Raw genomic sequence first — 13,021 nt, forward strand, 5'->3', positions numbered from 1 at the left:
AGAATAAAGTAACTTAGGTTTTTTTAAACATTTAAGACCGCATAACAATGAGATGGATTCGATTATTGGCCGCTTTAATTAGAGCAAAATTTAAAGAAAAAGTGCAGGCGACGGATACGGTACGGCTGTCCGTTAATGTTTGGATAACCGATATTGATGTATCGATAATGAATCATGCTGCCATTATGACCCTTTTTGAAATAGGAAGATTGGATTTTATGGTACGCACCAATTTTTTTAAAGTAGCTAATAAAAACAAATGGTATTTCCCAACGCAAGCCATTAGTGTTCAGTATTACAGACCGCTTAAAATGTTTCAAAAAGCGCAGTTGTTTACTAGAATATCTTATGTGGATGAAAAATGGATTTATGTGGAACAAAAATTAATGCGGAAGGATAAAGTAATTGCCGCATGTTTGGTTAAAAACACGATTAAAAAGGGCAGGGAAACGGTATCTACCTTTGAAATCATGGAAGCGTTGAATATTACGGAAGTGCCAAATAAAAAGTATGATTTAATTGAAACCCATGAATTGGAAACAACCCAAATGAACACGCGTTTAATTGAAGATTGGGGCGTGTAAATAATCATCAAAAAGCGTTTTATCAGCATATTGCTTATCTTTAAAACCTAACCAAAACCAGTATGACTTCATTCAACTCACCTCTCGAAGCCTTTATGCATTGGGAAAACGAAACGCCCAATCGTATTTTTTTAAAGCAGCCCATTGCCGGAAACCTTGTTACCTATACCTTTAAGGAAGCAAAAGATGAGGTTTGTAAAATCGCTTCAAAATTAAAATCGTACAATTTACCAGAGGGCAGTCATGTAGCTTTGCTCTCAAAAAATTGTGCCCATTGGTTGCTTTCGGATTTGGCAATTATGATGGCGGACTACGTGTCCATTCCTATTTACCCAACCTTAAACGCCTCTGCGATTCAACAGATTTTAGAACACAGCGAATCCAAAGCCATTATTATTGGAAAGTTAGAAGATTTTGAATCTCAAAAATCTGGAATCCCAGATATTCACAAAATTAGCGTTGGCGCTTTTGGGGAAAATGAAGGCGATTTATGGGAAGATATAATTCAAAATCAAAAGCCTTTGGAAACATTGCCAACTATTGATGCCAGCCAAGTGCACACCATTATTTATACCTCCGGAACTACGGGAATACCAAAGGGCGTTATGCATACGGTGGGCAACATTATGGAAAGCATGCGGGTAATTAAATCGATAATTAAATTGTCTCCCACACCGCGATTGTTTTCGTATTTGCCTTTAGCGCACGTTGCCGAACGTGTTGGTATTGGTACGCACGGTATTGTAATTGGCGCTGAATTTTCGTTTCCGGAATCGTTGGAAACCTTTGCTTCGGATTTGGAGAAATGCCAACCGCATTTGTTTTTGGCGGTGCCCCGGATTTGGGCCAAGTTTCAGGAAAAAATCTTGGAAAATATTCCACAGAAAAAGTTAAATATATTAATAAATATACCTTTTGTAAATCGTTTGGTTAAAAATAAATTGAAGCAAAAATTAGGTTTGAAGGACGCTTCGTTTATTGTTTCGGGAGCGGCACCTTTATCGGCCAGTTTAATGCGTTGGTTTAAAAAGATCGACGTGACCATTTATCAGGTTTACGGGATGACCGAAGATTGTATCATTTCGCATGCTACAAGACCGGGTTTCAATAAAATAGGAACGGTTGGTAAGGCTTTAGAGCCCGTGCAAATTAAGTTTTCGCCCGAAGGTGAAATTTTAATAAAAAACAACTGCTTAATGACCGGGTATTTCAAAGCGCCAGACCTTACGGCTCGTGTTTTTGACGATGCCGGGTATTTTAAAACCGGTGACAAAGGCGAGTACGACCACGACGGATATTTAACCATTACAGGTCGTGCAAAAGATGAATTTAAAACCGATAAAGGCAAGTATATTTCGCCATCGCATATAGAGTTGCTGTTGTCTAAAAACACCGATATTGAGCAAATTTGTGTGGTTGGCACGGGTATTCCGCAGCCTATTGCGCTAATAACCTTATCTGAACTTGGTATGGCAAAACAAAAATCCATTTTAACCAACGGATTGATTGAAACCCTAAACGCCGTAAACCCCAGTTTGGGAAAACATGAAAAAGTTGCAAAAGTGATTATTATGAAAGAAGATTGGACCGTTGATAATAATCTAATTACGCCCTCATTTAAGGTAAAGCGAAATAGTATTGAAAAAATACATCAGCCATTTTATAAATCTTGGTTTGAAATGCGTGATAAAGTAATTTTTGAATCGTGATGACTCATAAAGAACATATAAGGGTAGGCCACTTAACATTCGATTGTAGAATATCGGGCAATAAAGAGAATCAATTGGTAATTCTGCTTCATGGCTGGCCAGAGACCGCTTTTATGTGGGTAAATATTATGCACGACTTGGCTAAACTGGGGTTTTACTGTGTTGCTCCAAACTTGAGAGGTTATAGCAGTGGCGCTATATTAAAAGGAAAAAAGAACTATACCATCGATAAATTGAGTCAAGATGTTTTGGATATTGCCAAGGCCGTAGGAAAGCAGAAATTTCACCTCGTTGGGCATGATTGGGGAGCTGTAATTGGATGGAAGGTGGTACACGACCACTCTGAGTCTATTTTAAGCTGGACTGCCTTATCCGTGCCTCACATACAAGCGTTTGGATATGCCATTAAAAACGACCCGATTCAAAAAAAGAAAAGTCGGTACATAAGGCATTTTCAAACGCCGTTTTTGCCGGAAATGAAAATTAGGAAAAACGATTTCGAATTACTTAGAAAATTATGGAAGCACAGCAGTAAAGAAGAGGTTGAAGACTATTTATCGGTCTTCAGACGTAAAGGTGTGCTTACGGCCAGCTTGAACTATTACAGAGCCAATGCAAAGATGTTTACAGACGGCGTGATTGGCTACATCGATGTACCCACATTATTTATTTGGGGCGAGCACGATGTGGCCATAGGCGCCGTAGGTGTTGAGCAAGGTCACCAATATATGAAAGGCTATTATAGGTTTGTAAAATTAGATGCAGGGCATTGGCTTATGCAAACAAAATATAACAGTGTTAAAGAAGACATATGCAATCATCTTTTAAAATTCAAAGTATAGTTGTTTTAGTATTTAATTATGACAAATATCACCTTTAAAAACAGAAATCTTTATTAAATTTGAGAGAACAATAAAACCAAGTATTATGATAGTAAACTTTCAGTATGTAGATGTCGATATAAGCGAAACACTTTCAGCTTTCACAGAAGAAAAATTACAAAAAATATTTAGCAGATACGATTTTTTAATAAGTGCAAAAGTATACTTTAAGCTAGATGAAAAAGAACACGATTTAGGTAAAATTTGCAACATAGAATTAAGTTTACCGGGGCCGCGAATTTTTGCTACTTCCAACACACATAATTTTGAGGTATCGGTTAGGGAAACCATAAAGGATTTAGAACGCCAACTTAAAAAACGCAAGGAGGTTTATAAAACACATTGAACATTTCAGAATTCTTAATTTTGAATTCAGAATTACCTATGATGGTAAGGCTCATTCCGTAAAATAGTAAAGCCTCTATAAAGTTGCTCAATAACAAATAAGCGAATCATTTGATGGGAAAATGTCATTTTCGAAAACGACACTTTCCCATTCGCTTTTTTATACACATCTTCAGAAAACCCGTAAGGTCCGCCAATAACAAAAACCAATTGTTTAATACCGGAATTCATATGCTTTTGCAAATAATTTGAAAAACCAACCGAATCAAATTGTTTGCCGTTCTCATCCAATAAAATCAAGACATCGGTAGCCTTTAATTTGCCTAAAATAAGTTCGCCTTCCTTTAGTTTTTGTTGGGTTTCACTAAGGTTTTTCGAGTTTTTAATGTCGGGGATAATCTCTAGTTTAAACTTTACATAAAAGCCCAAACGCTTCGTGTATTCGTCAATTAAGGCGTGTAGTTCTTTATGGTCGGTTTTGCCAATGGCAAGTAGTTTTATAGTCATGCGGCAAAATTACATTTTTTAGTTTGAAATGATAAAACCTAAGATTGAAGTTTCGTTTTTTAGAATTTGAAATTTAATTTTTGAAATTTTTGTTGTTCATTTTCTTATTTTAGCACAAACAATTCAAAAACATGATTACACAAGAACAATTTGACTACGAATTAAAACATATAATTTCTAATGCTATAAGAGAAGATGTTGGAGACGGAGACCATAGTTCTTTGGCGTGCATTCCGGAAAATGCCAAGGGAAAAGCAAAACTCTTGGTGAAAGATAAAGGTGTTATTGGTGGGGTTAATTTTGCAAAAAAAGTATTTGCATACGTCGATAAAAACCTAAAAATAGATGTGCGTATTGAAGACGGCTCCGAAGTGACTTTTGGCGATATAGTTATGTTTGTTGAAGGGTCTTCGCAATCCATTTTAAAAGCGGAACGCACCGTTTTAAACGCCATGCAGCGCATGAGTGCCATTGCCACCAAAACAAAAGTATTTGTAGATTTGTTAAAAGGCACCAACACTAAAATTCTCGATACCCGCAAAACCACACCCGGGATTCGCGTGCTCGAAAAATGGGCCGTTAAATTGGGCGGAGGCGAAAACCACAGATTCGCGTTATACGACATGATTATGCTAAAAGACAACCATATCGATTTTGCCGGCGGCATTACTAAAGCCATTGAAATGACCAAGGAATACTTAAACGAAACAGGTAAAAACTTGGACATTATGGTGGAAGCGCGAAACTTGTTTGAGGTTGAAGAAATTCTGAAAAACGATGGTATTTACAGAATTCTGCTTGATAATTTTGATTATGAAGATACGCGAAAAGCCGTAAAAATGATTGGTAATAAATGCTTAACAGAATCTTCTGGAAACATTAACGAAGCTACCGTAAGGCATTATGCCGAATGTGGTGTAAATTATATTTCCTGCGGCGCGTTAACGCATTCGGTGCATAATATGGATTTAAGTTTGAAAGCTGTAAATTAGTGTTCAGTTTGTAATAAACAACAAAACACAAATACTTTGATGAATGAATCTATTGAAGACAAGCTAGATAAAATCCCTGTAATTAATGTACTGGTTCGTTTTTTTAAGCAAATTAAGTTGCCCGGGCTTGAAGGCTTGTCGTTTTACAATTTATTGGAACTGTATATTACAGGCATTGTAAGAGGCGCATTAACTACGCGCGCAAGTGCGATTGCATTTAGTTTTTTTACAGCTATTTTTCCGTTTTTGTTGTTCGTTTTAATTGTCATTCCTTATATTCCTATTGAAGGTTTTAGATTAGAGTTTTTAGCGTTTTTAGAATCGTTTTTACCACCAAACACCTCCGATTTTTTCTTTCATAATATTTTTGAAAATATTGATAAAACACAACGCGGAGGGTTGCTGTCATCCGTTTTTGTGCTGTCCATTGCTTTAATGGCGAATGGTGTAAACGCTGTGTTTTCGGGGTTCGAAAACTCGTACCACGAACAGCTCACACGAAATGTGTTCAGACAATATATATATGCTTTGGGCATTGCATTAATATTGGCTTTTTTATTAATTATTACCATTGTGGTTTTAGGGTATTTTCAAATTTATGTGGTTCAAGAATTGTTTGATACCTTAAAAGGCAGAGGTTATCAAGTTGATTCGCAAGCATTCTTGTGGACCAGTATTGTTAAGTATGTATTTTTTATAATCATGGTGTATTTGGCAACGGCCACCTTGTATTATTTTGGGACAAAAGAAGGGAAAGAGTCAAAATTTTTCTCCATTGGTGCCCTTTTCACGACGTTCCTCATTATACTAACGTCTTATTTGTTTGGTATTTATATCGAAAATTTTAGTCAGTACAACAAATTATATGGCTCTATTGGAGCGCTTTTAATTTTACTGCTTTATTTGTGGTTAAATTCAAATATTTTATTGCTGGGTTACGAATTAAATGCATCTTTGAATAAACTACGAAAACAATGTTAGTTTATGCAGTATTTTATTGATGTTATTATTCCCATTCCGTTAAAAAAGCTATTCACTTATAGCATCACACCTTCCGAATCTCAATTTTTAAGTGAAGGCATGCGTGTTGCGGTACCTTTCGGAAAATCGAAAATATACACGGGCATTGTTTTTAAAATCCATAACGAAGCACCAACGGCCTATGAGGCAAAAGACATCCATCAAATTTTAGACGAAACACCCATTGTAAACCAAAAGCAATTGCAACTGTGGCAATGGATTTCAAATTATTATATGTGCACCTTGGGCGATGTGATGCGCGCCGCTTTACCAAGTGCTTTTATTTTGGAAAGCGAAACCGTAATCACCAAAAACAAAAAAGCTATTGATGAATCTGATTTAAAAGATGATGAGTTTTTGGTTTACGAAGCACTGCACCATCAATCGTTGTTAAAAATCCATGATATTTCCAATATTTTAGATAAAAAGAATGTACTTCCCATAATTAAACGCTTAATTGAAAAGGAAGCGATTACGGTAGAAGAGGAGGTTTACGAGAAGTACAAACCTAAATTGGTGCGCTATGTGAAATTGCATGCGAACTTTTCTTCTGAAACCGCGCTGCAAAAATTATTGGACGATTTAAGTCGTGCGCCAAAACAGCGCGATGTTGTAATGACACTGTTTTCGGTTTCGGCAAAAACGAAAAAACCCGTAAAAGTTTCAGATTTATCACAAGAAAGCGAAGCCTCAACCGCTATAATAAAAACGTTGATTGATAAAGGTATTCTTGAAGAATATCATATTCAAACCGACAGAGTTCAATATTCCGGCGATGATAACGAAGCCACAAAAAATCTTAATACCTATCAAAAATCCGCTTTAAGCGAGATAAAAAAGTCTTTTGAAAATCATGCAGTCACGTTATTGCACGGTGTTACGTCGTCCGGAAAAACAGAGGTGTACGTAAAACTTATTGAAGAAGCGTTGAATAACGGAAAACAAGCGTTGTATTTGTTGCCCGAAATTGCTTTAACCACACAATTGGTAACGCGATTGCAAAATTATTTTGGCGAGCAGGTGGCTGTTTTTCATTCCAAGTATTCTTCGCAGGAGCGCGTTGAGGTTTGGAACCATGTTCTGCAAAATTCCGCGAAAGCGAAAATTGTATTGGGCGCACGCTCATCGGTATTTTTACCCTTTGATAATTTAGGGTTGATTGTGGTTGACGAAGAGCACGAACAGTCGTTTAAGCAATTTGATCCGGCACCGCGTTACCATGCGCGCGATACGGCCGTTGTTTTGGGGCACATGCACGGTGCCCAAGTACTATTGGGTTCTGCCACGCCCAGTTTGGAAAGTTATTTTAATGCCCAACAGGATAAGTATGGTTTTGTGGAATTGATGCAACGTTACAACGATGTGTTGATGCCCGATATTGAATTGGTGGATATTAAAGATAAGCTGAAAAAGAAAAGGATGAAAGGGCATTTTAGCGACCGGTTGCTTGAGGAAATGACCGAAACCTTGAAAGCGGGACACCAAATTATTTTGTTTCAAAACCGACGCGGATTTTCGCCCATTATAGAATGTAAAACCTGTGGGCACTCACCACAATGTCCGAATTGCGATGTGAGTTTAACGTACCATCAATACCGCAATCAGTTGCGTTGCCATTATTGTGGATACCATGCGGCAATGCTGCAGGATTGTATGGCCTGCGGCAGTCAAGATTTAGACAATAAAGGTTTTGGTACCGAGCAAATCGAAGAAGAGGTAAAACTGTTGTTTCCCGATAATAAAGTAGCCCGTATGGATTTAGATACCACGCGCGGCAAATACGGTTACGAAAAAATCATTACGGCTTTAGAGCAACAGGAAATCGATATTTTGGTAGGTACGCAAATGCTAACGAAAGGGTTGGATTTTAGAAATGTAAAATTGGTTGGGATAATGAATGCCGATAACATGCTGAACTTCCCGGATTTTAGGGCCCACGAACGCAGTTTTCAATTGATGCTGCAAGTGGCGGGTAGAGCCGGCAGGACGGAGGAGCGGGGTAAAGTACTGATTCAGACTTACAATCCGCATCACAATATTTTACAGCAAGTCTCTACAAATAATTATGTTGAGATGTTTAAGGAGCAAATGAACGACCGGTACAATTATAAATATCCGCCGGTTTTCAAGCAGATAAAAATCACCTTAAAACACAAAGATTACAATAGGGTAGATGCCGCTTCCATTTGGTTTGCAAAATCGTTAAGACAGGTATTTACCGAGCATGTTCTTGGGCCGGAATCGCCACCAATTGCCAGAATTAGAAACCAGTTTCATAAAAATATTTTGGTAAAAATCCCTAAGCAGCAAAGTTTGGCAAAAACAAAAGAAGCTATTATTAAAATTAATAACAGCTTCTTTAGTATAAAAGATTTTCGGTCGGTTAAAGTTATTTTAAATGTAGATAACTTTTAGTGAAATATAATTTTACGTCATTCTGAACTTGTTTCAGAATCTCATCATATTAATCATTAACAATTATGTGAAACTTAAAGCGACACTTCGACTGCGCTCAGTGTGACATTTCAGTTTGACCTAATGCATTAAATATTATTTAAAGCGTCAACAAGTTGCGTCTTTTTATTTCTACTTAATGGAATTTCGTAAGCGCCAACCTCCACGTTCTTACTGTTAAATCTATCAATTTTATCAAGATTAACAATATAGGATTTGTGAATTCTTAGAAATTTATTCTCTGGTAATTCTTTTTCAAAAGATTTCATAGTAGATAATACTACTAGGCTCGTTTCTTCTGTAACTAATTTCACATAATCACCAAGGGCTTCAATCCATTTAATATCCTTAATGTAAACTTTACGTTTTTTAAGGTTGCTTTTTACAAATATATGCTCACCTTCTTCTTCGTTAAAGTCTAAAGTCAATTTATGTTGCTCTAGGGCTTTGTCAACAGAGGTGTTAAAGCGTTCTCTGGTAATGGGTTTATGTAAGTAATCGGTGGCATCGTAATTAAATGCTTTAAAAGCATATTCGGTTTTACCGGTTACAAAAATAATTTGAGGTTTGTTGTTTAATACGTCTAAAAGTTCAAATCCATTCAACACTGGCATTTCAATGTCGAGGAAAATTAGATCTACTTGATGCGTATTTAAACCATTTTTAGTTTCTAAAGCACTACTGTACTCTGCAATTAAGTTTAGCGAAGGGTGATTTTCGACTAACTTAACAATAGAGAGACGTTGTATTGCTGAATCGTCTACTACTACACAGTTTAAAGTCATAACATTTTATATTATTTCGGTTAAGATATCGACAATAGTACAAAAATTTCGGTTAAAAACCAAAAATCATCGTTAAAACGCTTGCTTTAACATAATTTTAACACTTTAAAAGTATTGATTTTTTTAATAAAAATTAGGAAGGATTATAGTTGTGTAATATAAGTAATTTATTTATTTTTGCACCCAATTTTTAACAATAAAAACGATTTTTATGAATCATTATGAAACTGTTTTCATCTTAAATCCCGTTTTATCTGAAGATCAGATAAAGGAAACAGTACAGAAATACGAAGATTTTCTTGTTTCTAACGGCGCTAAGATGATAGCTAAAGAAGATTGGGGGCTAAAAAAATTAGCTTACCCCATTCAAAACAAGAAAAGTGGCTTTTATCACTTATTTGAGTACACCGTAGATGGTGAGGTAATTAACCCATTGGAAGTAGAGTTTAGACGTGACGAGCGTTTTATGCGTTATTTAACCGTAGCGTTAGATAAACATGCCATTTCTTGGGCAGAGAGAAGACGAGATAAACTTAAACAAAAAGCTTAATTATGTCATCAATAGAACAACAATCTAAAGGAAAAAAAGACGGCGAAATCAGATATTTAACGCCGCTTAATATCGATACAAACAAGGCAAAGAAATATTGCATGTTTCAAAAGACCGGAATCAAGTATGTTGATTACAAAGACCCGGATTTTTTAATGCGATTTATAAACGAACAAGGTAAAATTTTACCACGTCGTTTAACAGGAACATCGTTAAAGTATCAAAGAAAAGTTGCCGTAGCTGTAAAAAGAGCGCGCCACTTGGCTTTAATGCCTTACGTAGGAGATTTATTAAAATAAAATACACATAACAATGGAACTTATATTAAAACAAGACGTTGAGAATTTAGGATTTAAAGACGATATTGTAACAGTTAAGAACGGTTATGGTAGAAATTTTTTAATTCCACAAAAGCAAGCTGTTTTAGCAACGGTTTCTGCTAAAAAAGTATTGGCGGAAAACTTAAAGCAACGTGCATTTAAAGAAAAGAAAATAGTTGATGATGCTAACAAAATTGCAGAAGCAATAAAAGTATTGGAAATTAAAATACCTGCTAAAGTAGGTTCTGGCGATAAGTTATTCGGATCTGTGAATAACATTGATGTTGCTGCCGCTTTAGAAAAAGAAGGACAATCAATCGACAAAAAATTCATTACGGTTACAACTGTTAAGAGATTGGGTAAATATACTGCTGTAGTACGTTTGCACAGAGAAGTATCTGTTGATTTAGAGTTTGAGGTTATTGCACAAGCATAAACTTTAAAATTAAAACATATAAAGCCTCAACCTAGTTGGGGCTTTTTTATTTAGACCTGTCAGGTTTGGGACATATAAAATTAAGAGGAGATTATGAAATACAGCAGACTTACAAAAGAACAATTTGAAGAATTGCACCAAGAATTCATTAATTTTTTGGCAACACAATCGGTTACGGCAGATGAGTGGGCTAATTTAAAGGAAAACAAACCGGAACTCGCTGAAATGGAACTGGATGTTTTTAGCGATTTAATTTGGGAAGGCGCTTTAAACAAAGCCCAATATTTAGAGCATATTTCGGCACAGCACATGTATTTGTTTCATTTAGCTGAAGATAAAATGCATGCCATTGTGATTAACTTAAAAAACGATGTCGATATAACAACCAAGGAAGGCTACAATTGGTTGCGCGAAAATTTAATGGACGAAAACGTTGAGTTTTTGCAAGCCGATAAAGAATATACCGATGATAAAAATTTAGATAAGTTTAAAATGATCGAACAAGGTGCCGTTATTACCAAAGGTGATTTGTACAGGTATTTTGATAAGCTTATAAATTAACCGTCATTACGAGGACGAAGGACGTGGTAATCTGTCATTTTGATGAGGTAAGAGGTAACAATCTGTATGTTGTTTTGTCCACTTTTTCAAATTCAGCTTCAATTTATGGGATTACCACGCTTTTTTTATAAAAAAGCTCATAATAACGATTGCATTAATTATTTTTGTTTAGACAATGCTTTAATCGTTGTTTTGTCATTCCGCACTTGATGCGGAATCAACATAAAAAGTGTTTAGTAATTTTAAAGAGATACCCGTTTTCACGGGCATATTATGGCTCAAAAACCAAGCATTCCAAAAGGCACAAGGGATTTTAATCCGGAGCAAGTTGCCAAACGAAACTATATTTTTAATACCATACGCGGTGCTTTTGAAACCTACGGATTTCAACCCATTGAAACCCCAAGTTTTGAAAACTCTGAAACCTTAATGGGGAAATATGGTGAAGAAGGGGACCGCTTGATTTTTAAGATTTTGAATTCTGGGGATTTTTTGGCAAAAGCCAGCGAGCAAGCGTATTTGCTGAAAGACTCTAGTAAAATAACACCCTCAATCTCCGAAAAAGCCCTACGCTACGACCTCACCGTCCCATTCGCACGTTACGTGGTACAACACCAAAACGAGATTGAATTCCCATTTAAACGCTATCAAATCCAACCGGTTTGGCGCGCAGACAGACCCCAAAAAGGACGCTTTAGAGAGTTTTACCAATGCGATGCCGATGTGGTTGGCAGTAAAAGCCTGTGGCAAGAAGTGGAGTTTATTCAACTTTACGATACGGTGTTTTCAGCTTTAAAACTGGAAGGCGTTACCATTAAAATAAACAACCGTAAAATACTGTCGGGCATTGCCGAAGTTATCGGCGCAAGCGATAAGCTAATCGACTTTACGGTGGCACTCGATAAACTGGATAAAATAGGCGAAGCGAAGGTAAAAGAAGAAATGCTTTCCAAAGGGATTTCAGAAGATGGGATTTCAAAATTACAGCCTTTGTTTAATTTGTCGGGAACTTTTGAATCGCAAATAAACGGTTTAAAAGGTATTTTAAGTTCTTCCGAGGTAGGCCAAAAAGGGATTGAAGAATTGGCGTTTATCAACAATGCGATTTCAGAATTAGGTTTATCGACAGCAAGCTTGCAACTCGACGTTACTTTAGCACGCGGATTGAATTATTACACAGGTGCTATTTTTGAAGTTTCAGCTCCCGAAAACGTTAAAATGGGTTCCATTGGCGGTGGCGGGCGTTACGACGATTTAACTAGTATTTTTGGGAGACCAGATACAAGTGGCGTTGGTATTAGTTTTGGTTTGGATAGAATTTATTTGGTGCTCGAAGAACTCGGTTTGTTTCCCGAAACGGTTACTAAAAATGTTACCGTATTGTTTATCAACTTTGGTAAAAAAGAAGCGCTATTCAGCTTAAAAGCCATTAAACAACTGCGCTTAAAAGGTATTAATGCCGAATTGTATCCTGATGCTGCTAAAATGAAAAAGCAAATGAATCATGCTAATAAACGTGTTATTCCGTTTGTGGTTTTGGTAGGCGAGGAGGAAATAAGTTCGAATACGTATACCTTAAAAGACATGGTTTCTGGTGAGCAATTTAAGCTATCACTTCAACAATTAATTGACCATATTAAATAAAAGAGTTTGTCTGAAAAGTATATCTAGTTGTCATATTGAGCTTGTCGAAATATATGAACTTATTAATAATCAATAAGAGGTTTCGACAAGCTCAACCTGACAAAAAAACAAAATGACTTTTCAGACAGACTTTTAATAAAAAATCGTTGAATCGTTAATTTTTAAAACAAAAAAGTCCTGAAGGTCAGTTCAGGACTTGAAGTATAGTTGAGTTAAAAGGTAGATTTGGGATA

General features: G+C 36.3%; 14 protein-coding genes. 12 read left to right on the forward strand and 2 right to left on the reverse strand.

Going from position 1 to position 13,021, the window contains the following annotated elements; genetic code table 11:
• Window positions 1-47 precede the first annotated feature (47 nt).
• The 4 genes from ACN5J7_RS05645 (at window position 48) to hpf (ending at window position 3,520) form a co-directional block, all read left to right on the forward strand.
• Window positions 48-584 (forward strand): acyl-CoA thioesterase, encoded by a 537-nt coding sequence (locus ACN5J7_RS05645; protein ID WP_311941832.1) that lies wholly within the window; start codon window positions 48-50, stop codon window positions 582-584.
• 62 nt (window positions 585-646) lie between these two features.
• Entirely contained in the window at window positions 647-2,293 is a 1,647-nt protein-coding gene (locus ACN5J7_RS05650; RefSeq protein ID WP_418603144.1) for an AMP-binding protein, read from the forward strand.
• Window positions 2,293-3,135 (forward strand): alpha/beta fold hydrolase, encoded by an 843-nt coding sequence (locus ACN5J7_RS05655; RefSeq protein ID WP_418603145.1) that lies wholly within the window; start codon window positions 2,293-2,295, stop codon window positions 3,133-3,135. Before ACN5J7_RS05650 ends, ACN5J7_RS05655 begins: the two co-directional genes overlap by 1 nt.
• Window positions 3,136-3,220: 85 nt before the next feature.
• A complete protein-coding gene (gene hpf, locus ACN5J7_RS05660; protein ID WP_311941843.1) occupies window positions 3,221-3,520 on the forward strand; it encodes a ribosome hibernation-promoting factor, HPF/YfiA family in 300 nt (99 codons plus the stop codon).
• Between the two features lie 32 nt (window positions 3,521-3,552).
• Here the strand turns inward: hpf and rlmH are convergent, their stop codons facing one another.
• Window positions 3,553-4,026 (reverse strand): 23S rRNA (pseudouridine(1915)-N(3))-methyltransferase RlmH, encoded by a 474-nt coding sequence (gene rlmH / locus ACN5J7_RS05665; RefSeq protein ID WP_418603146.1) that lies wholly within the window; start codon window positions 4,024-4,026, stop codon window positions 3,553-3,555.
• Between the two features lie 131 nt (window positions 4,027-4,157).
• On the opposite strand from rlmH, the gene nadC reads away from it, so the two are divergent.
• From nadC to priA, 3 genes are read left to right on the forward strand one after another with little or no spacing between them, the layout of a single operon-like run.
• Window positions 4,158-5,018, forward strand: a complete 861-nt coding sequence (gene nadC, locus ACN5J7_RS05670) for a carboxylating nicotinate-nucleotide diphosphorylase (protein WP_418603147.1) — start codon at window positions 4,158-4,160, stop codon at window positions 5,016-5,018.
• Between the two features lie 39 nt (window positions 5,019-5,057).
• Window positions 5,058-5,999 carry a YihY/virulence factor BrkB family protein gene (locus ACN5J7_RS05675; protein ID WP_311941864.1) on the forward strand — a complete coding sequence of 314 codons (942 nt, stop codon included), beginning with the start codon at window positions 5,058-5,060 and terminating at the stop codon, window positions 5,997-5,999.
• 3 nt (window positions 6,000-6,002) lie between these two features.
• Complete coding sequence (priA, locus tag ACN5J7_RS05680) at window positions 6,003-8,453, forward strand: replication restart helicase PriA (RefSeq protein ID WP_418603148.1); 2,451 nt, start codon at window positions 6,003-6,005, stop codon at window positions 8,451-8,453.
• 128 nt (window positions 8,454-8,581) lie between these two features.
• Here the strand turns inward: priA and ACN5J7_RS05685 are convergent, their stop codons facing one another.
• Window positions 8,582-9,277 (reverse strand): LytR/AlgR family response regulator transcription factor, encoded by a 696-nt coding sequence (locus ACN5J7_RS05685; protein WP_034040566.1) that lies wholly within the window; start codon window positions 9,275-9,277, stop codon window positions 8,582-8,584.
• 211 nt (window positions 9,278-9,488) lie between these two features.
• On the opposite strand from ACN5J7_RS05685, the gene rpsF reads away from it, so the two are divergent.
• From rpsF to hisS, 5 genes are all read left to right on the forward strand, one after another.
• The gene (rpsF, locus tag ACN5J7_RS05690; protein WP_311941876.1) at window positions 9,489-9,827 is read left to right on the forward strand and encodes a 30S ribosomal protein S6; all 339 of its coding nucleotides are present in this window, start codon (window positions 9,489-9,491) and stop codon (window positions 9,825-9,827) included.
• Entirely contained in the window at window positions 9,827-10,126 is a 300-nt protein-coding gene (rpsR, locus tag ACN5J7_RS05695; protein ID WP_181364065.1) for a 30S ribosomal protein S18, read from the forward strand. Before rpsF ends, rpsR begins: the two co-directional genes overlap by 1 nt.
• A gap of 13 nt (window positions 10,127-10,139) precedes the next feature.
• Window positions 10,140-10,583 carry a 50S ribosomal protein L9 gene (gene rplI / locus ACN5J7_RS05700; RefSeq protein ID WP_311941880.1) on the forward strand — a complete coding sequence of 148 codons (444 nt, stop codon included), beginning with the start codon at window positions 10,140-10,142 and terminating at the stop codon, window positions 10,581-10,583.
• A 93-nt stretch (window positions 10,584-10,676) separates the two neighbouring features.
• A complete protein-coding gene (locus ACN5J7_RS05705; protein WP_311941883.1) occupies window positions 10,677-11,144 on the forward strand; it encodes a DUF6495 family protein in 468 nt (155 codons plus the stop codon).
• A 273-nt stretch (window positions 11,145-11,417) separates the two neighbouring features.
• Window positions 11,418-12,788 carry a histidine--tRNA ligase gene (gene hisS, locus ACN5J7_RS05710; RefSeq protein WP_418603149.1) on the forward strand — a complete coding sequence of 457 codons (1,371 nt, stop codon included), beginning with the start codon at window positions 11,418-11,420 and terminating at the stop codon, window positions 12,786-12,788.
• The last annotated feature ends 233 nt before the right edge of the window (window positions 12,789-13,021 follow it).

Origin of the sequence: Hwangdonia sp., from assembly GCF_048381975.1 — a bacterium.
GTDB lineage: Bacteria > Bacteroidota > Bacteroidia > Flavobacteriales > Flavobacteriaceae > Hwangdonia > Hwangdonia seohaensis.